Origin of the sequence: Streptomyces changchenzhani, assembly GCF_039766235.1 — a bacterium.
GTDB lineage: Bacteria > Actinomycetota > Actinomycetes > Streptomycetales > Streptomycetaceae > Streptomyces.
The window spans coordinates 1,226,057-1,251,024 of the sequence record NZ_JBDHNH010000001.1 but is presented as its reverse complement, the minus strand read 5'-3'; the positions used below and the strand labels follow the sequence as shown (position 1 = coordinate 1,251,024).

Here is a 24,968-nt window from a genome sequence, read left to right as displayed (position 1 = left end):
CGCCAAACCTGGCTTGTTCCGGGAGGACGCCGAATGAGTTCGAACAGCGCGGCCGTGCCACAGAACAACGTGCCACAGAAGAAGTGGTGGAACGGTCTCTTCCAGGCTCTGCAGAAGATGGGGCGCAGTCTTCAGCTCCCCATCGCCGTCCTCCCGGCGGCCGGCATCCTCAACCGGCTCGGCCAGCCGGACGTGTTCGGTGACGAGGGCCTGGGCTGGACGAACATCGCCAAGGTCATGGCGGGTGCGGGCAGTGCACTGCTCGACGGGTCGCTGGGTCTGCCGCTGCTGTTCGCGGTGGGTGTGGCGATCGGCATGGCCAAGAAGTCGGACGGCTCGACCGCGCTCGCCGCGGTGGCCGGTTTTCTCGTCTACTACTCGGTGATGCATCAGTTCCCGGTGGCCTGCCCGTCGGGTTCGGCGACGGTCACGGGCGGCTGCCTGGCCGGGGAGGCCTTCACGGCCGCGTCGTACCAGAATCCGGGTGTTTTCGGCGGCATCGTCATGGGCCTGCTGTCGGCGTGGTTCTGGCAGCGCTATCACCGCGTGAAGCTGGTGGACTGGCTGGGCTTCTTCAACGGCCGCCGGCTTGTGCCGATCATCATGGCGTTCGTGGCGATCGCGTTCGCGGCGATCTGTCTGTGGGTGTGGCCGCCGATCGGTGACGGGCTCACGAGCTTCAGCAAGTGGCTGGTGGATCTGGGTGCGAGCGGTTCGGGGATCTTCGGTGTCGCGAACCGCGCGTTGCTGGTGATCGGCCTGCATCAGTTCCTGAACGTCTTCGTGTGGTTCCAGTTCGGCGACTTCACGAAGGCCGACGGCACGGTCGTGCACGGTGACATCAACCGGTTCCTGGCGGGCGACCCGACGGCGGGCCAGTTCACCACGGGCTTCTTCCCGATCATGATGTTCGCGCTGCCGGCGGCGGCGCTGGCCATCACGCACTGCGCGAAGCCGCATCGCCGCAAGGCGGTGGGCGGCCTGATGCTGTCGGTCGGTCTGACGTCGTTCGTCACGGGCATCACCGAGCCGATCGAGTACTCGTTCCTTTTCATCGCGCCGCTGCTGTACGCGATCCACGCGCTACTGACGGGCGTTTCGATGTTCGTGACGTGGGAGCTGGGCGTGAAGGACGGCTTCAGTTTCTCGGCCGGGTTGATCGACTACGTCATCAACTGGAGCCTGGCGACGAAGCCATGGCTGATCATTCCGATCGGTCTCGGCTTCGCGGTGATCTATTACGCGCTCTTCCGCTTCGCGATCATGAAGTTCAACCTGCCGACTCCGGGCCGGGAGCCGGAGGAACTGGAAGAGGAAATCGAACGGGAGAACACAAAGGCATAACGGCGCGACAGCCGCGCGACCGGCGGCAAAGGGCCTTCCCGCCCGTGCCGCCCAAGGCCCCCGCACCTCACGGTCCGGGGGCCTTGTCGTGGGCCTTTGCCGTACGTGTACAGATGTGTCCCCGAGCACGGAAATCGAGGGTTCCTTATCTGTCCTTCACCGTGCTAAAACAGGTCTACACCACCCAGTGGTGTAGACCACGTGGCCTTCGGTCACGTACCCGCGAAGACGCCGCCGTCCCCCGTTTCCATGTCCCCTGGCGGCGCCTTGCCCCATGGAGGAAGTTGATGAGTACGGCCACCGACACGGCGGCCCCCGCGAAGAAGCGGGGCGCCAGCGCATTCCAGGGCCTGCAGAAAGTCGGCCGCAGCCTGCAGCTGCCGATCGCCGTTCTCCCGGCCGCAGGCCTGCTCCTGCGCCTCGGCCAGCCTGATGTCTTCGGTGCCGAGGGCCTCGGCTGGGACCAGGTCGCCAAGGTCTTCGCCGGCGCCGGCGGCGCCCTGCTGGACGCTTCGTTCGGCCTGCCCCTGCTGTTCTGTATCGGTGTCGCGATCGGCTTCGCGAAGAAGGCGGACGGTTCCACCGCGCTGGCCGCGGTCGTCGGCTTCCTCACCTACTACGCGGTGATCCACCAGTTCCCGATCGAGAAGGGAATGGAGGACGCCAAGTACATATCGACCGGCCTCTTCGGCGGCGCCTGGCAGAAGGGCGCCGAAGTCACCGCGGCCGGATTCCAGAATCCCGGTGTCCTCGGCGGCATCATCCTCGGTCTGCTCAGCGCGATCCTGTGGCAGAAGTTCCACCGCACCAAGCTCGTCGACTGGCTCGGCTTCTTCAACGGCCGCCGGCTCGTCCCGATCATCATGGCGTTCGTCGGTACGGCGCTCGGTGTCCTGGTCGTGCTGGGCTGGGAGCCCATCGGCAACGTCATCACCAGCTTCGGCGAGTGGATCACCGGTCTGGGCGCCGCGGGCGCCGGCCTCTTCGGTCTGATCAACCGTGGCCTCCTGCCGATCGGCATGCACCAGTTCGTCAACACCGTCTCCTGGTTCCAGATCGGTGACTTCACCAAGCCCGACGGGTCGATCGTCCACGGCGACCTGACGCGCTTCTTCGCCGGTGACCCGACCGCAGGACAGTTCATGTCGGGCTTCTTCCCGATCATGATGTTCGGCCTGCCGGCCGCCGCGCTCGCCATCGCGCACGCCGCTCGCCCCGAGCGCCGCAAGGCCGTCATGGGCATGATGATGTCGCTCGCGCTGACCTCGTTCGTCACGGGTGTCACCGAGCCCATCGAGTTCGCGTTCATGTTCATCGCACCGCTGCTGTACGTGATCCACGCGATCCTCACGGCCATCTCCATGATCGTGACGTGGGCGCTCGGTGTGCACGCCGGCTTCACCTTCTCGGCCGGCTTCATCGACTACGTGCTGAACTGGAACCTCGCGACCAAACCATGGCTGATCATTCCGATCGGCCTGGTCTTCGCGGCGATCTACTACGCGCTGTTCCGCTTCGCGATCGCCAAGTTCAACCTCACCACCCCGGGCCGCGAGCCCGAGGAAGAGGTCGAGGACATCACCAAGGCGTGAGCATCGGGTGACATGGCGAAGGCCCCCGGAACTTTAAGGTTCCGGGGGCCTTCGCCATGTTCGCCGCTCTGTCTCAGACCTCGTACTCCGCGCCGGCGGTGGCGAGTTCCACCGGGCCGTCGTACACCGCGCGGGCGTCCGCGAGGTTGGCCTCGGCGCTCGTCCACGGCGGGATGTGGGTGAGGAGCAGCCGGCCCGCGCGGGCGCGGGCCGCGTACGCGCCCGCCTCCCTGCCGTTGAGGTGCAGGTCCGCGATGTCCTCCTTGCCGTACGTGAAGGACGCCTCGCAGAGGAACAGGTCGGCGCCCTCGGCGAGTTCGTCCAGGGCCGTACAGACGCCCGTGTCGCCGGAGTACGTGAGGGTCCTGCCGCCGTGTTCGAGGCGGATGCCGAACGTTTCGACCGGGTGGCAGACCTTCTCCGTACGCACCGAGAAGGGGCCGATGTCGAAGGAGCCGGACTTCAGCGTGTGGAAGTCGAAGACCTCGCTCATCGACTTCTCGGTGGGAGTGTCGGCGTACGCCGTGGTCAGGCGCTGCTCGGTGCCTTCGGGGCCGTACACCGGGATGGACGGAGGGCGACCGCCCTCGTGCCGGTAGTAGCGCGCGACGAAATAGCCGCACATGTCGATGCAGTGGTCCGCGTGGAGATGGCTGAGGAAGACGGCGTCGATGTCGTAGAGACCGACGTGGCGCTGCAGCTCGCCGAGGGCACCGTTGCCCAGGTCGAGAAGCAGCCGGAAGCCGTCGGCCTCTACGAGGTAGCTCGAACAGGCCGATTCCGCGGACGGGAACGACCCTGAGCAGCCGACGACGGTGAGCTTCATGGAGCGTGAACCTCCGTGACAAGAGACGGGGAGGGTTCGTGCGGGTTCGTCGAGCGTAAGGCGCGAAAGACCTGGTCGCTCCTCGATGACCGTCCGTTGTGGGGGAACTCACCTGCGCTGTCACCGGTTCGGGCGGGGCGCACGATTCGCGCCGCGCGCCGGTAGCGTCGGGGGCAAGAACACGTCCTGGTGGCCGGCGCTGGTCGCCGTCGTGATGATCGCGCTGGTCGCGGCGCCGGCCGACGGCTGGAGTCGCAAGCGGCGCCCCGGCGGGCGCACGCGGCCGGCCGGCGCGCCCCCAGGGGAGCGGGTCCGGCACCTGGCTCGCTGAACGGGATGCCGCTGCGCGGGGGTGCCGCTGCGCGGGGCTTGTCCCCTACCCGCCCCTTCCCGAAACCGGGGCAAGCCTCAAACGCCGGACGGGCTGAAAGAATCTTTCAGCCCGTCCGGCGTTTGAGGCCCTGCGGCGGAGCCGCAAAATGTCACTTCGGGAAGGGGCGGGTAGGGGACAGCCCGCCGCAGGCGCCCCCCGCCCCGACCCGCTCAGCCCGCGTCACGCCCAGAGCTGACCCTGCAACGCTTCGATCGCTGCCTCCGTCGTCGGCGCCGTATAGACGCCCGTCGACAGGTACTTCCAGCCGCCGTCCGCGACCACGAACACGATGTCCGCGCTCTCCCCCGCCTTCACCGCCTTGTTGCCCACTCCGATCGCCGCGTGCAGCGCCGCGCCCGTGGAGACGCCCGCGAAGATGCCCTCCTGCTGGAGCAGCTCGCGGGTGCGGGTCACCGCGTCCGCGGAGCCGACCGAGAAACGGGAGGTCAGGACGGACGCGTCGTAGAGCTCGGGGACGAAGCCCTCGTCGAGGTTGCGCAGGCCGTAGACCAGGTCGTCGTAGCGTGGCTCGGCTGCGACGATCTTGATGCCGGGGACGTTCTCGCGCAGGTAGCGGCCGACGCCCATGAGGGTGCCGGTGGTGCCGAGGCCCGCCACGAAGTGAGTGATCGAGGGGAGGTCGGCCAGGACCTCGGGGCCGGTGGTGGCGTAGTGCGCGCCCGCGTTGTCCGGGTTGCCGTACTGGTAGAGCATCACCCAGTCGGGGTGCTCGGCGGCGAGCTCCTTGGCTACGCGTACCGCCGTGTTGGAGCCGCCCGCCGCCGGGGACGGGATGATCTCCGCGCCCCACATGGCGAGCAGCTCGCGCCGCTCGGAGGAGGTGTTCTCGGGCATGACGCAGACGATGCGGTAGCCCTTGAGTTTGGCCGCCATGGCCAGCGAGATGCCGGTGTTGCCGCTGGTCGGCTCCAGGATGGTGCAGCCGGGTGTCAACCGGCCGCTCTTCTCGGCCTGTTCGACCATGTGGAGCGCGGGCCGGTCCTTGATGGAGCCGGTCGGGTTGCGGTCCTCCAGCTTGGCCCAGATCCGGACGTCGTCCGACGGGGAGAGCCGCGGGAGGCGCACGAGCGGCGTGTTGCCGACCGCCGCGAGGGGTGAGTCGTACCGCATCAGACCATGCCGCCGGCGACGGCCGGGAGGATCGTGATGCTGTCGCCGTCGGTGAGCTTGGTGGAGATGCCGTCGAGGAAGCGGACGTCCTCGTCGTTGAGGTAGACGTTCACGAAGCGGCGCAGCTCGCCGCCGTCGACGATCCGCTCCCGGATGCCGTTGTGCCGGCTCTCCAGGTCGGTGAAGAGGTCGGCGAGCGTGTCCCCGCTGCCTTCGACGGCCTTGGCGCCGTCGGTGTAGGGGCGGAGGATGGTCGGGATGCGGACCTCGATGGCCATGGCGTTGGGCTCCTGTCGGAAGTGGCGTGGGCGAGTGGCGTGCGACGCGCGCGGCGGTGTCCCCGCGCGGGGATACGTGGTGGGGCGGGCGCTCGGGGCCGCGGCTCAGGCCGTGCGGCGGGAGGGCAGGCTGGGGCCCGTACACATCGCGCTGGAGAGCCTGCACAGGTCGACGTGCAGGCGCGCGACGAGCAGCATGCCCGGCGTCTTTTCGCTCACGTCGTGGAGAACCATGCGGTCATCGTATCGATTCCCGGTCCGGGTTCCGGAATGCGATCTCACATTGTGGTCGAATGATGTTCGACAGGTGGACGCGGGCCTGGTGACGGCAGGTAGACGACCGTGGGAGCGCCCGTCGCGGGGTGGATGCTGACCTCGGCCGATACGCCGTAAACGGTGTGCAGGAGGTCGGCGGTGAGGACCTCTTTGGGGGTGCCCGATGCGACGATCCGGCCGGCCGCGAGGACGTAGATGCGGTCGCAGTAGTACGCCGCGAGGTTCAGGTCGTGCAGGGCGAGGAGGTTGGTGGTGCCCAGTTCCCGGACCAGGCTGAGGATTTCCAGCTGGTAGCGGATGTCGAGGTGGTTGGTGGGCTCGTCGAGGACGACCAGTGAGGGCTGCTGGACGAGGGCCCTGGCCATCAGGGCCCGCTGGCGTTCGCCGCCCGACAGGGAGGTGAACGCCCGCTCGGTGAGGTCCGCGATGCCGACCCGGGCGAGAGCGGATCGTACGAGCTCGGCGTCGGTCTCGGTGTCGGCCTCCCAGAAGCGTTTGTGCGGGGATCGGCCCATGGCGACGAGCTCGCGGACGGTCAGCTCGAAGCCCGCCTGGCCGTCCTGCGGGACCGTCGCGATGCGCCGGGCGCGGGCCTTCGCGCCCATGGCGTGCAGGTCGTCGCCGTCAAGCAGGACCCGGCCGTGGGTGGGCGCCAGCGTCCCGTACACGCAGCGCAGCAGGGTCGTCTTCCCGCTGCCGTTGGGGCCGACCAGGCCGACGGTCTCGCCGTGCGCGGCGGTCAGGTCGACGTCGTCGACGAGGTGGTGGCCGCCGATTCCGTAACTGAGTCCCTCGGTGCGCAGCTCGGTCATGCGGGGGCTCCTTCGGGGCGGCGGCGCAGCATCCACAGGAAGAACGGGCCGCCGGTCAGTGCGGTCAGTACGCCGACGGGGATGTCCTGGGGCGCCGCGACCGTGCGGGCGGCCAGGTCGGCCACCACCAGGAAGACGGCCCCGGCGAGTGCGGTGACGGGCAGCAGTCGGCGGTGTCCGGCGCCGACGACCATGCGGGCGGCGTGCGGGACCATCAGGCCGACGAAGCCGATCGCGCCGCTGAAGGCGACGAGTACGCCGGTGAGCAGCGAGGCGAGCACGAAGATCGCGGCGCGGAAGCGGCCGGTGTCCAGGCCCAGGACGGTGGCGCCCTCCTCCCCCACCAGGAGCAGGTCGAGCGGCCGGGCGACGCCGAGGAGCAGGGCCGTACCTGCGACGAGGACGATCGCGGGCAGCGCGAGCTGGTCCCAGCGGGCGCTGCCGAGGCCGCCGAGGGTCCAGTAGAGGATTTCCTTGAGGTGGTCGGCGCGGGCCGAGGTGACCATGAGGAGGCTGGTCAACGCGGACAGGATGTAGGAGACGGCCACTCCGGCGAGGATGAGCCGGCCGGTCGTCAGGGTGCCGCCGGTGCGGGCCAGCGCGTACACGACGACGAGTGAGGCGAGCGCCCCGGCGAAGGCGGCCAGCGGGATGGTGACGGTGGTGGCGACGCCCGCGCCGATGCCGAGGACGATGACGGCGACCGCGCCCACGGAGGCCCCGGAGGAGACGCCGAGGAGGAACGGGTCGGCGAGCTGGTTGCGTACGAGGGCCTGCAGCACCGTGCCGATGACGGCGAGCCCGGCCCCGACGACCGCGCCGAGCAGGACGCGCGGCAGCCGGACGTCGAGGACGATCGTGCGGTACGGGCCGGGGTCGGCGCCGCCGGTGAGGATCTCCAGGACCCGGTCGGCCGGGATGCGTACGGATCCCAGCGCGAGGCCCGCGACCGTCGCCGCGGCGAGGGCCGCGGCGAGGCTGGCGAGTACCAGGCCGTAGCGCAACCGCCCGCGCGTGGCGGGGGTCTTGCAGCTCATGGCGCTACTTCTTCAGGTCCGGGTGCAGCTGTTGGGCCAGTTTCTCGATGGCGGCGGGGACGCGGACGCCGAGGACCATGTCGGAGAGGGGCACCACGGCGAAGCGCTTGTTCTTGATGGCGGGGACGTCGGCGAGGGCCGGGTCCTCCAGGAGCCGCTTCTTCTTCTGGGCGACGGTGGTGGAGCCGTAGTCGTAGATGACGATGGCCTCGGGCTTGCGGTCGACGACGTTCTCCCAGGAGGCGTCACCGAAGGCCTTGTTGAGATCGGCGAAGACGTTGGCGCCGCCGGCCCTGGTGATGATCTCGTTGCCGATGCCCTTGCCGCCTGCGGTGAAGGCGGTCTTGTCGCCGCTGTCGTAGACGAGGACGCTGACCGGCTTGAGGTCCTTGAGCTTCTTGGTGGTCGCGGCGTCGGTGGCCTTGGCCACGGTGATCCAGCGTTCGGCGCGGTCGCCGACGCCGAAGGTGCGGCCGGTTTCGCGGACCTCGTTGTAGAGGTCGTCGAGGGTGGTTTTGCCCTTGTCGCAGTTCTCCACATTGAGGCGCGACTCGATGCCGGACTTCTTGAGGGCTTCGCGGCTGCGGCCTTCGCTCGCCGTGAACGCGGAGGCGTAGCCGCCGTAGACGAAGTCGGGGTCGGCGGCGAGCAGCTTCTCGTACGAGGGGTACTCCTTGGCCACCACCGGGGTGGCCTCGTACGCCTGCTCGTACTCGGGGAGCACCTTGTCGTCGAGGTAGGCGGTCCCGGCGAGGGACTTCGCGAGGCCGAGCTCCAGCATCACCTCGGTGACGTGCTGGTTCATGGTGACGGCGCGCTTCGGGGGTGCGTCGAAGGTGGTCTTCACGCCGCAGTTGGTGACGGTGTACGGGAAGCCCGCGCCCGCCTTGGCTGCGGGCTTCTTGGGCTCCGGGGTGGAGCTGCACGCGGTGAGCGGGAGCATGACCGCGGCGGCGGTTATGAGCGCGGCGAGGTTGCGGGTACGCGGGCTGCGGGCGCGCGGGGGCCAGGACATGGCGGTATGCCTCCTCCGGGGGATTTCCTCGTCCCCTGGTCGGTGCGGAAGGCGGCAGCTCAGTTCCTGGCTTCCAGACGTTTGGCCTGGTCACAGTGGCGGGACCGTGCCGGATTCACACCGGCTTCCTGGGTCTGCCGCCCGGGTCGGGCACAGTGTCTCACCTGGGCGGGCGCGGGGCTTTCGCGGACCCTGGTCGGCCTCCTGGCCAGCTCTGGCCGGCTGGCTCTGCCCATGGGACCGTCAGCAACGTCATGACCCGCAATACCTAGACGCTTTCGACCTCGCTCATCAGCAGTCTCAGCGTCAGCGAGTGCTTTTCCGGCGGCAGCGCCTCCATAGCAGCCTGCGCGTAGGCGACACCCCCGGTGTGGTCGCCGGAGCGGGCGAGCATGAGCCCACGGTGCATTTCAAGGTGGGTGGCGAACCGGGGAAGTGTGGCGGGCAGTTCGCGACGGGCGGCCTCCTGCGCTGCAACGGCGGTCCCCTCGTCGCCGAGTCGTGCCGCCAGCAGTGAGATGAAGACGTTCATGCGCCACCACGGCACGGCATAGTCCGAGGTCTGCTCGTACGACGCTGCCTTGTCGAAGACCCGCCGCCGCCCCCTGCTGATCAGATGACGTGCCGTGGCTCGGTCGCCCCGGATGGCCGCTGCGTGGGCCTTGCCCATGATCGCGTTCAAGAGCCCCAACGAAGGCTTGTCGCTGATCGCCATGGCTTGATCGGCCAGCACATCGGCGACGCCGAGCGATGCCCCTTCGTACCCCAGGGCGATCGCGGCGCGCCCACGGACCCATACGCGCGCCTGGTCGCCTCCGGACTGGTCCGCCGCCTGGGCGGCCATGCGGTACCAGTTGACGGCCTTGGACCCATCCGGACCGGGAAACGTCTTCGCGTACAACGTCATCAGACGCGAGGCAACGGACCACAGTTGCGGGTTGTCCAACTGCTGCTGCACCACAACGAGTTCGCCAGAAATATGCCGCTGAATGTCGGCAGCGCCCATCGACATGTATTCGGTGCCGTAGGTGGCCAGCTTGGCTTCCCACTCGTCCGCCGACGGCCCGCCCTGGAAGCGAGCGGCAAACCCCACCGACAAGAGGTCTGAAGCCACCACCGGAGCTATCGCGGTGGCGGCAACATCTGAGAGGGACGTGCGTCGGTTCACTTCACCTTCCAAAACGGCCAAAGGAACGTCAAGGGCGGCAGACAGGCACCGGAGGTAGAACGGCCCCGGCGTCACCTTGGAACGCTCCCAGCGGCTCACATACTCCCGGTCAAGGCTCGTCCCGAAGGCAGCGTTCACCTCCGACGCCAACCGTCCTTGACTCCAGCCGCGCGCCGTACGCAAGTCTTTGATCAATTGCCCGATGGCCATGTCCCCATGGTGCCCCTACTGCTGCCAGTGGACAGAGAAGTATGCGGCTTCGACGGCTACTTGCCCCTACGGATGCCCCTACGTTGCCCTGGCTGGACCCCGTAACCCCCATTCGCCTCGTGCATTCAGAAGGACACGTATGGACCTGACCGGAAAGAAGATTCTGGTTTTCGGTGTGCTCACCGAGACCTCGATGGGCTACAAGATCGCGGAGAGCGCGTCGGAGCAGGGGGCCGACATCATCCTGGCCAACGCCCCAGGCACCGCCAGCAACATCATGAAGCGCATCTCCAGCCGCCTGCCCAACAAGCCGGTGGACTGTCTCTCGGCCGACATCACCAAGCCGGACGACCTTGCGGCTCTCGCGCTGAGCATTGGGGCACACTGGGACAGCCTCGACGGCGTCGTACACGCGGTCGCATTCGCCCCCCAGGACGCGCTCGGCGGCAACTTCCTGAAGACGCCGTTCGACTCGGTCGCCAAGGCCATGGAGGTCTCGGCCTTCTCCCTCAAGGGCCTGGTGGCCAGCCTGCTGCCCCTCCTGGAGAAGGCCCCCCGCGCGAGCGTGGTCAGTTTGACGTTCAACGCGCAGGTGGCCTGGCCGGTCTACGACTGGATGGGTCCGACCAAGGCCGCACTGGAATCAATCAACAGGTACCTGGCCAAGGAACTCGGCCCCAGGGGCATCCGTGTGAACGCCGTCGACTCCGGCCCCATCACCACCATGGCCGGCAAGTCCATCCCCGGCTTCGACAAGCTCGCCACCCTATGGCCCGAGCGGGCACCGCTGGGTTGGGACACCTCGGACGCGAAGCCGGTCGCGGACGTGGTGGCCTTCCTGCTCAGTGACAGCTCGCGCGCCATCACTGGCCAGGTCATCCACGTCGACGGCGGGTTCACGGCCGTCGGCGCCTGACCCCGTCCCGCACGAGCGAAAGACCCCGTTTCAGATTGAAGGCTCTGGAGAGTGGTCACTGAGGTTCTCTCAACGAAATGATCACGTGAGGTGACTCGGCCCAGGGGATCCCGCGAGCCGCAATGAGTCCTGCGGCGTCCGGCGGTCGTACTGTCGAACCCGTTACCGAGGAGGACTTCTGATGCGCAGCGTGACCTATTCAATGAGCGTCTCACTCGACGGCTACATCGTCGGGCCGGACGGCGGCTTCGACTGGACGGCGCCCGACGAGGAGGTCTTTCGCTTCTGGATCGACGAGATTCGACAGGTCGGCGTCCACCTGTTGGGACGACGGCTGTACGAGACGATGCTGTACTGGGAGACCGCCGACCAGGATCCATCGCTCGGCGACTCGATGCTTGAGTGGGCCGCTCTCTGGAAGCCGCTCCCGAAGGTGGTGTTCTCCACCACGCTGTCGGCGGTGCAGGGCAATGCCCGTCTGGTCTCCGGTGGCCTGGCGGAGGAGATCGAGCGGTTGCGAGCCGAGCCGGGGAAGGGCGACATCGCGATCGGCGGCGCAACTCTCGCCGCCGAGGCGGCCGCGTTGGGTCTGATCGACGAGTACCAGGCCATGGTCTACCCGGTGCTGGTCGGCGGGGGCATTCCGTTCTTTCCCCAGCGCGAGCGCCGGGTGGATCTCGAACTTGTTGAGACCCGCACCTTCAGCTCGAAAGTCGTCTACCTCCGCTACCGCGTGGCGCGTTAGCCGGCTCGTCCGCCGAGCCCCTACGGGCTTCCAGCCCGTCCCCCCGCCGACGTCGTCGTGCACCTTCGACGGCGTCCGGCTCCTGGACGTGTCCGCCCCGCTGGAGGTCTTCACCACCGCCGCCCGCGGCACCGGCGCCTACTCCGTGCGGGTCTGTACGCCGGACGGGCGGGACGTGACCACCGCGACCGGGCTGCGGATCGGCGCGGCGCTTGAGGCCGGGGCCACCGTCACGGGGGCGGCGGCGCGCAGTGGCCTGGGCAGTGATGAGAGCCTGCGCAGGGCCTTCGCCCGGCACTTCGGGGTGACCCCGTCGGCGTACGCTTTCGCAGCACAGCCCCGGCGGCGGACACAAAATCGACGCTCAGCCTGCGATCGTGACGTCTTCCTCCGTGATCACGCCGTCCACGATGCGGAACGAGCGGAACTGGAACGGGCCCTCGCCGTCGGTGTCGGCGGTGGAGACCAGGACGTAGTGGGCGCCGGGCTCGTTGGCGTACGAGATGTCCGTGCGGGACGGGTACGCCTCGGTCGCGGTGTGCGAGTGGTAGATGATCACGGGTTCCTCGTCCCGGTCGTCCATCTCGCGGTAGAGCTTCAGCAGGTCCCCCGAGTCGAACTCGTAGAACGTGGGAGAGCGTGCGGCGTTCAGCATCGGGATGAACCGCTCGGGGCGGCCCGTGCCCTCGGGGCCCGCGACCACGCCGCAGGCCTCGTCGGGGTGGTCGGCGCGGGCGTGCGCGACGATCTGGTCGTGCAGGGCCTGGGAAAGGGTCAGCATGCGCCCCAGGATAAGCAACCCTGGGACAAGCAAAAGGTCCCGCCCGTACCGAGGAGTGGTACGGGCGGGACCGTATGCCGGACAGGCGGAGCCAAAAGCGCCCTGGCACTCAGCCCTTGCGGGCGAAGCTCTGCGGGTTGCGCTTCTTCATCACCAGGTACGAGACGCCGAGCAGCAGTGCCCAGACCGGCGCGCAGTAGAGCGAGATCCGCGCGTCCTCGTCGATGGCCATCATCGTGATGACCAGACCGATGAACCCGAGGGCGAACCAGCTGGTGTACGGCGCTCCGGGGGCCTTGAACGTGGACTGCGGCAGCTCGCCGCGGTCGGCCTTGGCCCGGTAGCGGAGCTGGGCGCACAGGATCATGATCCAGGCCCACATGCCGGAGATGGTCGCGAAGGAGACGACGTAGTTGAACGCCTCGCCGGGCCACTGGTAATTGATCCAGACACCGACGAGCATCAGCGCGGCCGAGAAGGTGGTGCCGACGAGCGGCAGGCCGTTCTTCGTCAGCTTCCTGAAGGCCTTCGGGCCCTGCCCGTTGAGCGCCAGGTCACGCAGCATGCGGCCGGTGGAGTACATGCCGGAGTTGCAGGACGACAGCGCCGCGGTCAGCACCACGAAGTTCACGATCGCCGCGCCGACGCCGAGGCCCATCTCCTCGAAGGCCTTGACGAACGGGGAGACGCCCGGCTTGAAGGTGCTCCACGGGACGACCGACAGGATCATGATCAGCGCGCCGACGTAGAAGACGGCGATACGCCACGGCACGGTGTTGATGGCCTTGGGCAGGACGGTTTCGGGGTCCTTGGACTCGCCCGCGGTGACGCCGACCAGTTCGACGGCGAGGAAGGCGAACATGACGATCTGCAGGGTCATCAGCGTGCCGGTGATGCCCTGGGGGAAGAACCCGCCGTCGTTCCAGAGGTTCGCCACGGTCGCGGTGTCACCGGCGTCGGAGAAGCCGATCGTGAGGACACCGGCGCAGATCAGGATCATGCCGATGATCGCGGTGACCTTGACCATCGAGAACCAGAACTCCAGCTCGCCGAAGAGCTTCACGGAGATCAGGTTCGCGGCGTACAGGATGACGGTGAAGACCAGCGCGGAGAGCCACTGCGGGATGTCCCACCAGTACGTCATGTAGGTGGCGGCGGCGGTGACCTCGGTGATGCCGGTGACGACCCAGAAGAGCCAGTACGTCCAGCCGGTCACGAAGCCGAAGAAGGGGCCGAGGAACTCGCGTGCGTACTCCGAGAAGGAGCCCGCGACGGGGCGGTACATGAGCAGCTCGCCGAGCGCCCGCATGATGAAGAAGATCACCAGGCCGGCTATGGCGTACGCGAGGATCAGGCTGGGCCCGGCCCGGTCGATGGCCTTGCCCGCGCCGAGGAAGAGGCCGGTGCCGATGGCGCCGCCGATCGCGATCATCTGGATCTGGCGGGCCCCCAGCGCTCGCTGGTAGCCCTCGCCCGGCGCGCCGGGCGCGTCCGCGGCCTCACTGCCGTCGTCGTGTGGCTTGTCGACCTGCACTGAGGTCATGGTGTTGCGCCTTTCTCCATGCGATCCGCGCCTTTCGCAGGCAGCGGATCAGATCCCGATCCCCCCGGATATGGATGGAGTGCGTCCGGCGGTCAGCCGGTCGCAGCGCCCCCGTGGACATGGGTGGCGTCGCCGGGGGTCGTGAAGATCTATCACGGCGAGAAGGGTGATCGACGAGCCCGAATGTGGCGCACAGCACGCGCAAATCGGCGCAAAAGTCCCTAGGGGCGGCAAAGGTTCCGGGTGCGTTCACTCGATCGTTATGCGGATTTGAGCGTCCGTTGAGCGAACACCTTGATCGAAACACCCCGCCGGGTCCGGCCGTCCGGACACCCCTACGGCATGAGCGTCTCGATGAGGCTTTCCTGGAGCGCGCCGAGCCAGAGGTAGGCCATCACCATCGGCTTGCGCGGGTCGCCGTCGGGCAGCCGGTAGAGCTCGCCGGTCTCGTCCTCGTCGGTGACGTCGAGCCGGGTGCCGATGGTCAGCCGCAGGTCGTTGAGCGTGCCCAGCCAGTGCCGGGCGTCGTCGGCCGTCAGCTCAAGCACGGCCCCGCCGTCGCCCTTGGCGCCGAGCGCGTCCAGGGTGCGTACGACGGCCAGCGCGTCGCCGCGCTTGCGGTCGCGCAGGTCGTTCTCGGTGAAGCGGCGGAACTCGGCGGAGGCTTCCCGCAGTTCCTTGTCCTGCGGGTCCGTCCCCGGTCCGGTGTACGCCTCGGGGAACAGCCGCGCCAGGGCCGCGTCGGACGGCGGCTCGCTCGGGCCCTCGGTGAACAGGGCGGCCAGCGGGTCCTCGCCCTCGACCGGCTCCTCGCCGGGGCCGACCAGTTCGAGCAGCTGCACGGCCAGGCTGCGCAGGATGGAGACCTCGACCTCGTCGAGGGCGACGGTGACGGCCGAGCCGCCGCGCTTCTTCTTCTCGAAGAGCCCGGCCATCAGTTGCGGTCCTGCGACAGCGTCGCCCACAGCCCGTATCCGTGCATCGCCTGCACGTCGCGTTCCATCTCCTCGCGGCTGCCGCTGGAGACGATGGCGCGGCCCTTGCGGTGGACGTCGAGCATCAGCTTGTGCGCCTTGTCCTTGGAATAGCCGAAGTACGTCTGGAAGACGTAGGACACATAGCTCATGAGATTGACCGGGTCGTTGTGGACCAGCGTCACCCAAGGGGTATCGGGCTCGGGTACGGCGAAGGTCTCTTGGGCCGACTCGGTCTGTTCGATCTCTGCGGGAGCAACACTCACTTGTCCCATGCTGCCACTGGGAAGGGTTCATCGCACAAACGGCCCCTCTGGATCTCGTCACTCTGACGAGAGCGGGGGTAGCATCCCTGCATGAACACTGCGGACCTCGGGCTGCCGGTGGATGTGCCGTCGACAGCTCTCTTCACCGACCAGTACGAGTTCACGATGCTGCAGGCCGCACTCAAGGCCGGCACCGCCGACCGGCACTCGGTCTTCGAGGTCTTCACCCGCCGGCTGCCCGAGGGGCGGCGCTACGGGGTGGTGGCGGGGACCGGCCGGGTGCTGGACGCCGTGGAGAACTTCCGCTTCGACGCGGACGTGCTGGGCTTTCTGCGTGAGCACGACATCGTCGACGAACCGACCCTGCGCTGGCTCTCCACGTACCGCTTCACCGGTGACATCTGGGGCTACCCGGAGGGCGAGGTGTACTTCCCGGGCTCGCCGATCCTGCGGGTCGAGGGCAGCTTCGCGGAGTGCGTGCTGCTGGAGACGGTGATCCTGTCGATCCTCAACCATGATTCGGCCATCGCGGCCGCAGCTTCCCGGATGGCATCGGCGGCGGGCGGGCGCCCGCTCATCGAGATGGGCGCCCGGCGCACGCACGAGCTGGCCGCCGTCGCTTCCTCGCGCGCCGCGTACGTCGGCGGCTTCACCTCGACCTCGGATCTCGCGGCCGGCTTCCGCTACGGCATCCCCACCGTCGGCACCAGCGCGCACGCCTTCACCCTGCTGCACGACAGCGAGCGCGACGCGTTCGAGGCGCAGGTCGCCTCGCTGGGCAGCGGCACGACGCTGCTGGTCGACACGTACGACGTCACCAAGGCGGTCCGTACCGCCGTCGAGGTCGCCGGGACCGGCCTCGGCGCCGTCCGTATCGACTCGGGCGACCTGCTGCTCGTCGCGCACCGGGTGCGCCAGCAGCTGGACGAGCTCGGCGCCACCGGGACGAAGATCGTGGTGACGAGCGACCTGGACGAGTACGCCATCGCCTCGCTGGCCGCGGCGCCGGTGGACGCGTACGGGGTGGGCACCCAGCTGGTGACCGGCAGCGGGCACCCGACCTGCTCGATGGTCTACAAGCTGGTCGCCAGGGCCCGCAGCGCGGATCCGAAGACGCCGTTGCAGCCGGTGGCGAAGAAGGCGATCGGCGGCAAGACCTCGATCGGTGGCCGCAAGTGGGCCGCGCGCCGGGCGGACGAGCACGGCGTCGCCGAGGCGGAGGTCATCGGGACGGGGGCCGTGCCGCCCGAGCTGGCCGGCCGGCAGTTGCTCGTGGAGCTCGTCAAGGGCGGCGATGTGGTGGCGCGCGAGCCGTTGGACGCGGTGCGCGAGCGGCACATCACGGCGCGCGGCGCGCTGCCGATGTCCGCGATGCAGCTCTCCAGGGGCGAGCCGGTGCTGCCCACCGAGTACGTGTAGGCACGCCCGTAGAGACGTGTGGGCACGCGCGTAGCCACGGTCGTACACATGCATGAAAGCGGGGTGAGCGGGCAGGTGCCACCTGGAACCATTGTTGCTTTTATCAGCCAAATACCCTCTCCCGCAAGGCCGTTGGAGTCTCTACGCTCGAATCACACCGCCCGCGCCTGACTGCCACCACTGCCGCTCGTCCCCACCGAAGGGCACCTGCCATGCACCGCGCCTTGATCGTCGTCGACGTTCAGAACGACTTCTGCGAGGGCGGGAGCCTCGCGGTGCCGGGGGGCTCCGACGTCGCCGCCGCCATCACCGATCTGATCGGCGCGGCACCGGCCGGCTACCGCCATGTGGTTGCCACCCGTGACCACCACATCGACCCGGGCGCTCACTTCGCCACGCCCCCGGTGGTCCCCGACTACGTCCACTCCTGGCCGGTGCACTGTGTCGCAGGTACGGAGGGTGTGGGCTTCCATCCGAACTTCGCACCGGCCGTCGCGTCGGGCGCGATCGGCGCGGTCTTCGACAAGGGCGCGTACTCGGCGGCGTACAGCGGCTTCGAGGGCTCCGACGAGAACGACGTCCTGCTTGGCGACTGGCTGCGGGGCCGCGGGGTCACCGAGGTGGACGTGGTCGGCATCGCGACCGACTACTGCGTGCGCGCCACGGCCCTGGACGCGGTACGCGCGGGCTTCTCCACCCATGTCCTGCTCGACCTGACGGCGGGCGTCTCCGAGGCCACCACCGAGCGGGCCCTGGAGGAGCTCCGCGATGCCGGTGTGAAGCTGTCGGGCAAGCCGGTGGTGTAAGGGGGCCCTGCCCGCTCCGGGAGGCCGCCACGGGCCGCGTGGGAGCGCTCCCCGCCGGACCGTACGAATGAGCATCCTCAGGCGGACCGTACGGATGATCTGAGCAGCGCCCGTATCGGGTGCCAGAGCTCCTCGACCTCTTCCGGGGCCGCACGCCACAGCAGGCCGTCGGGGTGGTGCAGGACGGCCGTGATCTCGTCCAGGGTGGGCGGCGCCGCGTTGCCGCGCAGGTAGACCGCGCGCAGTCCGAGGTTGCGCAGCCGGGTCAGGGCGCGGGCCCGGTTCACCGAGTGCACCAGGACGCGGACCTTGTGGCCGTCGGTCGCGGGGCTGGGCAGCGTGAGGGCGACCACCACGCTGCCTCCTGGGAGCCTGACGAAACCTCCACCGGACATGCCGATCACTCCCCCGTAAGACGCCGTGTCAATAAGAGCTTGCTAAGAGGCATCTAAACGTGATCGGCCGCCGCCCGCTAGAGGGCGACGGCCGATCATGCTCTGACCTGGGCTGATGCGGATTACTTGGTGGAGGGTCCGACCTTCAGGGTCATCGTCTGGCCACTCTTGGGCTCGCTGACGATGGAGATCTTGGTGTTGGTGTCAGGAACCTTCACCCCACCGGTCGGGTTCGCCTTGTCCCAGTACGTCCCCTTGCGGTCGTCGAAGACCGAGACGCCCTTCTGGGACTTCAGCCGCAGCGGAACGTCCGCGTTGTGCAGCGTGAAGGCGTCCGTCCGGTACCGGCTGAACGACGAGTCGAAGGACTGGATCTTGTTGCGCAGCAGCGTACCGTCGGCCCACTTCAGGGCCGTGGCGTGCGCGTCCACGGGCAGGATCAGGCCCTGACCGTGGTGCTGGCTGGTGTTGTTGTCCTTCTGCGAGGTGTCCCAGAACCAGACCATCAGGCCGTTCTGGTACGGGTAGTGCTCCACCCAGCTCGGCCGGGTCTTCGAGAAGCCGAAGTTGTACGGGCCGTTCTTCAGGGTTTTGTCGTACGACACGTACTGGCGGTTCTCGGCCAGGTAGTACTGCTCGTAGTCCTTGGTGAAGGACTCACCGATGCGCGAGAAGCCCTTGGCGGTCCAGCCGTTGTCGTCGCCCTCGGCGCCGTCCGTGAACAGCGGCTTGCCGTCCGCGGTCACGGTGATCGCGTCGGCCGCGAAGCCCTTGCCGCCGGCGCCGCCGTCGGTCTGGTAGCGGAAGCGGACGTCGACCTTCTTGCCCGCGTACGCGTCGAGCGGGAGGGCCAGCTTCTTGTACGCGCCACCCGTGCCGGTCAGGCCGGGCTTGTCGGCGGCGTCGCGCTCCAGCGCCTTGCCGTCGGCCGTGCCGTCCAGCGCGTTCCAGGTCTTGCCGGCGTCGGTGGACGCCTCGGCGTACAGCCAGTCGTAGTTGGCCTCAATGTCCCACCAGCCCTGCAGGCCCAGGGACGCGTTCGCCTTGCCCGTCAGGTCGACGGACCGGGTGAGGGTGTTCTTGAGGTCGTCACCCATGCCGCTCCACCACTGCTTGGAGCCCTCGGAGGGCTTCACAACAGTCGTGGTGACGGCCTTCTTCGGCAGGTCGACGACGAGCGCCTGCGGGTTCTTGGTGTTGTACGCGGCGACACCCAGCTTGTGCGTCGACTTCTTCGCGGCCTTGGCCTTGTCGTAGTCGAGCCAGCCCAGCTGGAGCTTGTCCCAGGCGGTCATGTCGCCCGGCAGGTCGCCGATTTCGTTCTTCGCGGTGCCGAGCCAGGAGCCGGCCGACATCAGGGACCAGAAGCCGACGCCGTTCTCACCGCCGCCCGAGGTGTCGTACAGGTCGGGCAGGCCGAGGTCGTGGCCGTACTCGTGGGCGAAGACGCCGAGCCCGCCGTTCTCCGGCTGCATCGTGTAGTCGCCGACCCAGATCCCGGTGTCGCCGATCTGGGCGCCGCCCGCCTGGTTGTCCGCGGGGCCGGTCTTGCCCTGGTCGGTGCCGTACGCGTACCAGCGGTGCGCCCACAGGGCGTTCTCGCCCTGGGCGCCGCCGCCGGCCGACTCGTCCTCGCCGGCGTGCACCATCTGGAAGTGGTCGATGTAGCCGTCGGGCTCGTTGAAGTTGCCGTCGGCGTCGAAGTCGTAGCGGTCCCACAGGTCGTACTTGGCGAGCTGGGCCTTGATCTGGGCCGGGGTCTGGCCCTTGGCCTTCTGGTCGGCGGTCCAGGCGGTCACACCGTCGCGGACCGTGTCCCAGACGTTGGAGCAGTTGGTGTCGCCGCAGTAGTTCGAGCCGTAACGGGCCTCGTTGTAATCGACCTTGACCCAGTCGGAGACCTCACCGTCGACCGAGTAACGGCCCGACGAGGTCTTCTCGTAGTAGGTCTTGAGCGACTCCTGGCCCTTGGCCTTGCCGAAGTACAGGTCCTTGAAGTGCTTCTGGTTGTAGTCCTTCTGCCAGGCCGTGGAGTTGTCCTCCTTACGGTCCGGCTCGGCTATCGCGTTGTGCGCGGGGCCCGGGTCGCCGCCGTACTTCTTGACGGGCGGCTTGGGTCCTTCGCCGTCCGGGTCGTGCATCGTGGTGTTGTCGACCTTGTCGCCGAACTCCACCAGGATCGTGAAGATCTTGTCGGTCTTCTCCCGGCCGAGCTCGACGTACTTGCGGTCGTCGAGCTTCACGACCTTCGAGCCGCCGCGCTGCTGCACGGTGGCTTCGCCGGATATGACCTTTTCGAGCGCCGCCTGGCGCGCGGCGTCCTGCTGCTTGCTGAACGGGCCTTCGAGATCGTGCTCGATCTGGCCCTTGGCGGGCGCCGGGTCACGGCGCTCGGCCTCCGCCGATCCCGCTGCGGCCGGCGTCTTCTCGTCGGCCTGCGCGGTGGCGAACGCGGATGCGGTCGCGGCGGCTGTTGCCATGGCAACAACCATGGCGGCGGCTCTGATCCGCCCTCTGTTGGTGGTCACTTGACGTTGTCCTCCCCTGCGGCCGCACCAGCACGGACCGAAGGTGAGGGGTTCCGGGCGCGACACGCGTCTCAAGTGACGACATTTGACCGGAGTCTCAGAAGAAAAGACAGATCTTGACTTAAACGAGCCAAGTGCACTATGTAGATGCTCAGTTCCGCTATCCGAACACTTGGCGGATGCGGATCGCACGAGAATCGGCTCCCGAGCGGGCACGGACCGCCAGGGACCAGCGCCGTCGGTGGGCGCGTCGATCTCACCTGTTGGAATGCGGAATGACTCCGTGCGCCCCCCATGCCTCGGCACCGTGGGTTAGGTCACGCTTACTACCTGTTCCACGCGGGCAGTCACCGTCGTAGGGTCGCCTGCAGTGCGACCGCGTTGAGAGACACCCCCGATCGCTGCCCCCCGATCGCTGCTCCGAGGACGGATATCGCCATGCCGCGTCCCACTGCCGCACAGTTCGCCTACGGTTCAGCCACGGTCGTCTTCTCGACCCTCGCCATGCTCTTGCTGTCCCAGACGGCGACCGGCATCGGAATCGCCGTCATCACCTTCGCCGCGCTCGCGCTCGGCCTGCTCGTCGCTCTGACCGTGCCCATGCCGAAGGCGGCGCGCACAGCCCGGCGCACGAGCGAAACGACTCGTGCGCCGGACCGTGCGGCCGCCGTGGCCCTCTCCGAGGCCGAGAGTTACGAGTCCCGGGTGCCTGCCCCGCGCACCCGCTCGGCCGTCGGCGAGCATTCGCTACGTGGCTGACACCACCACGGTCTTGGCCGCCTTGTCGTGCAGGCCCTGCTTGTAGGGCTTGTCGACCAGGATCATGATCAGGTTGACCAGCCACCAGATGCAGAAGCAGCAGATCAGCGCCGGCACCCACAGCACGACGGCCCTCATCAGCGAGGCGCTGGTCTCCGGGACCGTGCCGCTGTTGAGCATCGCGACGCGCAGCCCCATCAGGCGCTTGCCGACGGTCTGGCCGTTCTTGTTGGACGTCATGTACGTGTCGTAGCCGACGTACACGACCATCGTGATCAGCTGCCAGAACAGCGACTTGCCGCCGCCTGCCTGGTCGGAGATGTCGTCCCAGTCGCTGCTGTAGCCGTCGAACATGCCGATGAGCCAGCCGAGCAGGCTCATCGGGATGCCGACGATCAGCGCGTCGACGATGCGGGCCACCAGGCGCGAGCCGGTGGGGGCGAGCGGCGGCATCCCGGCGAGCGGGTCGGCCGCGCCACCGCTGTAGGGCGGCGGCGGGGCGTTGCCGCCGTACGGGGGGCTGCCTTGCGGGGGACCACCGTACGGAGCGCCGCCGGAGGGGGCGTCACCGTACGGGGAGCCGCTCGGCGGTGGGGTCGGCGGGGTCGGTGGCGGGGTCGGTGGCGGGTCGTCCTGCGGCTTCTTGAGGAACGGATCGTCCTCCGGCGGCTGGCCGCCGGGCGGCGGCTGGTCGGTGCTCATAACCGCAGTCGACCGCGCCCGCCTGTGGTCCGCATCCGGTCGGGTGCCGTTCGGGGGACGGAGCGCCCTCCAGCGGGGCCTCGGCGCTCGTTTCAGCTGTTGCCGGCTCAGCTGTTGGCGGCTCAGCTGTTGCCGGCGACGAAGGTGTGGGCCGCCTTGTCGTGCCAGCACTGGCGCCACGGACGGTCGAACAGGCACCACGCGACGTTGACGATCCCGATGGCCAGCACCCCCAGCACGCCGTAGAGCAGCCAGCGGCGCAGTGCGGCGGCGAAGGTCGGGGGCTCGTGCTCCTCGATGTCCCGCACGTGCAGCCGGAACAGCTTCTTGCCGAGCGTCCGGCCCCACTTCGAGGTCGGGAACACCTCGTAGACCACTCCGAAGAGAAGAAAGGCGCCCAGGACGATGCCGAGGTAGCTGGCGGTGGTGCTGTCGATCAGCCAGACGGTGACGGTCTCGCCGGACAGCTTCGCCGCCTGCACCTTGTCGTCGATGTGCGTGAGCGCCTTCGATACGAGCGGTACGCCGACCGCGCCGACGGCGGCACCCAGGACGACCGTGTCGACCAGCCGCGCGGCCAGCCGCCTGCCGAGACCGGCTGGCCTGGCGGCCGCCTGGGCCTGGGCCGCCCGCAGGAAGGGGTCACTACTGGCCACCGGCTTCCACGGCACGACGGGCTGCTGCGGGTCCTGCTGCGACTGCGGCTGGTGCGCCTGCTGCTGGTGCGACTGGGCCCCGCCGTGCTCCTGCTGGGCGAGCCGGTGCACCTGCTGCGCCCAGGAGGCGGCGCCACCGCCGGACACGGAGGTGGCGGGCGCGGGGGCAGGGGCGGGAGCCACGGGGGCGGGCTGGGGCTGCGGTGCCTGCTGCTGGGGCTGCTGCGACTGGGGCTGCTGTGACTGGGCGGGGACCTGGGGGTTGCGGGCGCCGGGCGTCATGGTCCGGATCGCCATGGTGCCGTCGGCCCTGGCCGTACGGGCGGACTCCGCGGCGGCCGCGGCGCCCGTGGCACCCGCACGCAGGGCACGGATGGCCATGGTGCTGTCGGCAGGCACGGCCGGACCACTGTCCGCACGCCCCTGCCCCTGAGCCGGCCCCGGTACCTGACCGTGGACCTGGCCCGGCCCCTGCGCCTGGCCGTGGACATGCCCCGCCCCCGGCGCCTCGCCGTGCGCCTGGCCCGGCCCCGGTGCCTGGCCGGCGGAACGGACCCCCGGCAGCGCGCCCCGGCTGGGGTCGCCGGTGGGACCGGCCGGGCTCCCGGCGCCGGGGCCGGCCTGCGCCGCACCAGCACCGGCACCCGCACCCGCATCGGCGCCCGCCGAGCGCGGGTCGCGGGCGGCCGATGCGCCCTCGCCGCTTCGCGGGGTCCACCCCGAACCGCTGTCGCTGTCGCCCGCCGCGCGCGGGTCCTGCGACGGCGATCCCCACGAGACCCGCCGGTCGCGCTCACCGCCGAAGCCCGTCTGGCGCGAGGTGTCGGCCTGCCAGGCGGAGGCGGGTTCCGGGGCGCTGCCGTGCAGATGCGCGCCCTCGGGCTCCTCGTCGAAGAAGACCGGCCCGGTCTCCTCGACGGACGGGCGCCGAACGGCGGCCGGGGCGGGCGCGACGGCTCCCGCGCCAGACCCCGCGGGCATCGCCTCGCCGGTCGCGGGGGCGGGACGGCTGGTACCCGGCACCCAGGCCGCACCGTTCCAGTACCGGACATATCCGGGGATGGAAGGATCTGGGTAATACCCTTCCCGGGCTACGTCCGTACCGTCGCCAGGAGAGGCCACCATGTCCCCAACTCCGTTCATGACCAACACACTTGACCTGTCCGTGGGAGCCCACGGCGACGCTCTCCGAAGCTGGACCCGGCTACAGGCTGTACGGCGTACGCCCCCGGCGACCGGGCGCGCGTCTCCGCCTGTCCAAGGAGGACATTAACGAAGAACGCGGGGCCCCGAAGAGGGAGACCAGCAGAAAGACCGGGTTCGGGCGACAGAGCACAGCTTTCGAAACAGAGCGCAAGGCTTTGGGCAGAGTCAGTTCGCCAGCGCGTACGAGAAAACGAACAGACGCCCGGTCGAATGTCCGGGCGGATGCCCCGGCGTCAAAATAATTCGCGAAAGTCGCGTAATCAACGGCGGGCAGGCCCCTCTCCCCAGTACGGCCCGCACCAGGGCCGCGTACAGGAGAGGAAGGGCATCCCATGAACACCGTGGTGGAACGCGAGCTGGAACTCAATCTGGTGCTGTCGCCCGAGCGCAGCATCCCCGTACCGGCCCGGCTGACGTACCGCACCGGCGATCCGTACGCCGTGCACGTGACCTTCCACATCAGGTCCGAATCCCCCGTCTACTGGACCTTCGCCCGTGAGCTGCTCGTCGAGGGGATCTTCAGGCCGTGCGGGCACGGCGATGTGCGGATCTGGCCGACCAAGGTCAACTCGCGCAGCGTAATCTGCGTGGCGCTCAGCTCCCCCGACGGCGACGCCCTGCTCGAAGCGCCCGCGGTGGCCGTGTCCGCCTGGCTGGAGCGCACGCTGCGGATGGTTCCGCCCGGCACCGAGTCGGAGCAGCTCGGCATCGACGAGGGACTCGCCGAGCTGCTCACCCCGACCCCCGCCGACGATCTGTGGCTGCGGGACCCGTGGCCGTCGGACGAGTCCCAGGACGGGGAGGGGTGACCTCAGTCGGTCACGTAGGTGTGGGTGATGAATTCGATGGAGTGCCCGTCGGGGTCGTCCAGGTAGAACCCGCGGCCCAGGTACTCGTGGTTGATCTGCTGCGGCTTGTGGTGGTACGGGTCGGCCCAGTACGGGAGTTCACGCTGCTCGACGCGCGCGAAGATCTTGTCGAACTCGTCGTCGGGGACCAGGAACGCCAGGTGTTGCGAGACGATCCGGCCGTCGTCGTCGGCGTAGTCGAGGGTGACGCCGTTCTCCAGGGGGACGCTCGCGAACGGGCCGAAGGGCTTCGCCTCCGGAGCTCCGATCAGCTCCGTGAGGAAGGCTGCGGCCGCGAAGCGGTCACGGCTGTGGACGATGGTGTGGTCAAGACGCGCGGGCATGGGTCCTCCTCGTCGAGG

25 protein-coding genes and 1 riboswitch are annotated in these 24,968 nt (G+C 68.8%); of the genes, 8 read left to right on the top strand and 17 right to left on the bottom strand.

From position 1 onward, the window contains the following. Positions 1 to 33: 33 nt before the first annotated feature. A complete protein-coding gene (locus tag ABCR94_RS05895; RefSeq protein ID WP_347117960.1) occupies positions 34 to 1,344 on the top strand; it encodes a PTS transporter subunit EIIC in 1,311 nt (436 codons plus the stop codon). A gap of 287 nt (positions 1,345 to 1,631) precedes the next feature. Continuing rightward, entirely contained in the window at positions 1,632 to 2,936 is a 1,305-nt protein-coding gene (locus ABCR94_RS05890) for a PTS transporter subunit EIIC (RefSeq protein ID WP_347117958.1), read from the top strand. A gap of 73 nt (positions 2,937 to 3,009) precedes the next feature. Here the strand turns inward: ABCR94_RS05890 and ABCR94_RS05885 are convergent, their stop codons facing one another. The 8 genes from ABCR94_RS05885 to ABCR94_RS05845 form a co-directional block, all read right to left on the bottom strand. Further along, positions 3,010 to 3,762, bottom strand: a complete 753-nt coding sequence (locus ABCR94_RS05885) for an MBL fold metallo-hydrolase (protein WP_347117956.1) — start codon at positions 3,760 to 3,762, stop codon at positions 3,010 to 3,012. A gap of 553 nt (positions 3,763 to 4,315) precedes the next feature. Then, complete coding sequence (locus tag ABCR94_RS05875) at positions 4,316 to 5,266, bottom strand: PLP-dependent cysteine synthase family protein (protein WP_347117954.1); 951 nt, start codon at positions 5,264 to 5,266, stop codon at positions 4,316 to 4,318. Then, positions 5,266 to 5,544: a MoaD/ThiS family protein gene (locus ABCR94_RS05870; protein WP_347117952.1), complete on the bottom strand. Its 279-nt coding sequence runs from the start codon at positions 5,542 to 5,544 to the stop codon at positions 5,266 to 5,268. Before ABCR94_RS05870 ends, ABCR94_RS05875 begins: the two co-directional genes overlap by 1 nt. Before the next feature lie 105 nt (positions 5,545 to 5,649). Next, the gene (locus tag ABCR94_RS05865; protein ID WP_347117951.1) at positions 5,650 to 5,778 is read right to left on the bottom strand and encodes a putative leader peptide; all 129 of its coding nucleotides are present in this window, start codon (positions 5,776 to 5,778) and stop codon (positions 5,650 to 5,652) included. A gap of 44 nt (positions 5,779 to 5,822) precedes the next feature. Continuing rightward, positions 5,823 to 6,632 carry an ABC transporter ATP-binding protein gene (locus ABCR94_RS05860; protein WP_347117950.1) on the bottom strand — a complete coding sequence of 270 codons (810 nt, stop codon included), beginning with the start codon at positions 6,630 to 6,632 and terminating at the stop codon, positions 5,823 to 5,825. Further along, a complete protein-coding gene (locus tag ABCR94_RS05855; protein ID WP_347117948.1) occupies positions 6,629 to 7,669 on the bottom strand; it encodes a FecCD family ABC transporter permease in 1,041 nt (346 codons plus the stop codon). The genes ABCR94_RS05860 and ABCR94_RS05855 overlap by 4 nt, the downstream gene beginning before the upstream one ends. A gap of 4 nt (positions 7,670 to 7,673) precedes the next feature. After that, complete coding sequence (locus ABCR94_RS05850) at positions 7,674 to 8,684, bottom strand: ABC transporter substrate-binding protein (RefSeq protein ID WP_347117947.1); 1,011 nt, start codon at positions 8,682 to 8,684, stop codon at positions 7,674 to 7,676. 50 nt (positions 8,685 to 8,734) lie between these two features. Next, positions 8,735 to 8,826, bottom strand: a riboswitch (adenosylcobalamin (AdoCbl) riboswitch). 126 nt (positions 8,827 to 8,952) lie between these two features. Beyond that, on the bottom strand, positions 8,953 to 10,062 hold the full coding sequence (locus ABCR94_RS05845) for a helix-turn-helix domain-containing protein (RefSeq protein WP_347117946.1): 1,110 nt from the start codon (positions 10,060 to 10,062) through the stop codon (positions 8,953 to 8,955). A gap of 139 nt (positions 10,063 to 10,201) precedes the next feature. Here ABCR94_RS05845 and fabI point away from each other — a divergent pair, with 139 nt between their 5' ends. Continuing rightward, positions 10,202 to 10,978 carry an enoyl-ACP reductase FabI gene (gene fabI / locus ABCR94_RS05840; protein WP_347117944.1) on the top strand — a complete coding sequence of 259 codons (777 nt, stop codon included), beginning with the start codon at positions 10,202 to 10,204 and terminating at the stop codon, positions 10,976 to 10,978. 181 nt (positions 10,979 to 11,159) lie between these two features. Then, the gene (locus ABCR94_RS05835; RefSeq protein ID WP_347117943.1) at positions 11,160 to 11,723 is read left to right on the top strand and encodes a dihydrofolate reductase family protein; all 564 of its coding nucleotides are present in this window, start codon (positions 11,160 to 11,162) and stop codon (positions 11,721 to 11,723) included. Positions 11,724 to 12,087: 364 nt separating this feature from the next. Here ABCR94_RS05835 and ABCR94_RS05830 read toward each other — a convergent pair whose 3' ends face one another. From ABCR94_RS05830 to clpS, 4 genes are all read right to left on the bottom strand, one after another. Beyond that, complete coding sequence (locus tag ABCR94_RS05830; protein WP_347117942.1) at positions 12,088 to 12,504, bottom strand: M67 family metallopeptidase; 417 nt, start codon at positions 12,502 to 12,504, stop codon at positions 12,088 to 12,090. 109 nt (positions 12,505 to 12,613) lie between these two features. After that, positions 12,614 to 14,047 (bottom strand): amino acid permease, encoded by a 1,434-nt coding sequence (locus tag ABCR94_RS05825; RefSeq protein ID WP_347117940.1) that lies wholly within the window; start codon positions 14,045 to 14,047, stop codon positions 12,614 to 12,616. Between the two features lie 335 nt (positions 14,048 to 14,382). Next, positions 14,383 to 14,982: a DUF2017 domain-containing protein gene (locus ABCR94_RS05820; protein ID WP_347117939.1), complete on the bottom strand. Its 600-nt coding sequence runs from the start codon at positions 14,980 to 14,982 to the stop codon at positions 14,383 to 14,385. Then, a complete protein-coding gene (gene clpS, locus ABCR94_RS05815; RefSeq protein ID WP_347117938.1) occupies positions 14,982 to 15,296 on the bottom strand; it encodes an ATP-dependent Clp protease adapter ClpS in 315 nt (104 codons plus the stop codon). Before clpS ends, ABCR94_RS05820 begins: the two co-directional genes overlap by 1 nt. A gap of 81 nt (positions 15,297 to 15,377) precedes the next feature. On the opposite strand from clpS, the gene ABCR94_RS05810 reads away from it, so the two are divergent. Together ABCR94_RS05810 and ABCR94_RS05805 are read left to right on the top strand one after the other, a co-directional pair. Next, positions 15,378 to 16,706: a nicotinate phosphoribosyltransferase gene (locus ABCR94_RS05810; protein WP_347117936.1), complete on the top strand. Its 1,329-nt coding sequence runs from the start codon at positions 15,378 to 15,380 to the stop codon at positions 16,704 to 16,706. A 212-nt stretch (positions 16,707 to 16,918) separates the two neighbouring features. Beyond that, positions 16,919 to 17,512, top strand: coding sequence for a nicotinamidase (locus ABCR94_RS05805; RefSeq protein WP_347117935.1), 594 nt, complete (start codon positions 16,919 to 16,921; stop codon positions 17,510 to 17,512). Positions 17,513 to 17,589: 77 nt separating this feature from the next. On the opposite strand, the gene ABCR94_RS05800 is transcribed toward ABCR94_RS05805, so the two are convergent. Continuing rightward, complete coding sequence (locus ABCR94_RS05800) at positions 17,590 to 17,907, bottom strand: hypothetical protein (RefSeq protein ID WP_347117934.1); 318 nt, start codon at positions 17,905 to 17,907, stop codon at positions 17,590 to 17,592. Positions 17,908 to 18,029: 122 nt separating this feature from the next. Then, on the bottom strand, positions 18,030 to 20,387 hold the full coding sequence (locus ABCR94_RS05795; RefSeq protein ID WP_347118474.1) for an immune inhibitor A domain-containing protein: 2,358 nt from the start codon (positions 20,385 to 20,387) through the stop codon (positions 18,030 to 18,032). Between the two features lie 486 nt (positions 20,388 to 20,873). Between ABCR94_RS05795 and ABCR94_RS05790 the strand changes: the two genes are divergently transcribed. Then, positions 20,874 to 21,194 carry a hypothetical protein gene (locus ABCR94_RS05790; RefSeq protein ID WP_347117933.1) on the top strand — a complete coding sequence of 107 codons (321 nt, stop codon included), beginning with the start codon at positions 20,874 to 20,876 and terminating at the stop codon, positions 21,192 to 21,194. Here the strand turns inward: ABCR94_RS05790 and ABCR94_RS05785 are convergent. Together ABCR94_RS05785 and ABCR94_RS05780 are read right to left on the bottom strand one after the other, a co-directional pair. Beyond that, positions 21,183 to 21,896 (bottom strand): RDD family protein, encoded by a 714-nt coding sequence (locus tag ABCR94_RS05785; protein WP_347117932.1) that lies wholly within the window; start codon positions 21,894 to 21,896, stop codon positions 21,183 to 21,185. The two genes, ABCR94_RS05790 and ABCR94_RS05785, sit on opposite strands and share 12 nt — an antisense overlap. Before the next feature lie 122 nt (positions 21,897 to 22,018). Beyond that, the gene (locus ABCR94_RS05780; RefSeq protein WP_347117931.1) at positions 22,019 to 23,677 is read right to left on the bottom strand and encodes an RDD family protein; all 1,659 of its coding nucleotides are present in this window, start codon (positions 23,675 to 23,677) and stop codon (positions 22,019 to 22,021) included. Between the two features lie 413 nt (positions 23,678 to 24,090). Here ABCR94_RS05780 and ABCR94_RS05775 point away from each other — a divergent pair, with 413 nt between their 5' ends. Continuing rightward, a complete protein-coding gene (locus ABCR94_RS05775) occupies positions 24,091 to 24,567 on the top strand; it encodes an SsgA family sporulation/cell division regulator (RefSeq protein WP_347117930.1) in 477 nt (158 codons plus the stop codon). 2 nt (positions 24,568 to 24,569) lie between these two features. Here ABCR94_RS05775 and ABCR94_RS05770 read toward each other — a convergent pair whose 3' ends face one another. Further along, complete coding sequence (locus ABCR94_RS05770) at positions 24,570 to 24,950, bottom strand: VOC family protein (protein ID WP_347117929.1); 381 nt, start codon at positions 24,948 to 24,950, stop codon at positions 24,570 to 24,572. Positions 24,951 to 24,968: the final 18 nt, after the last annotated feature.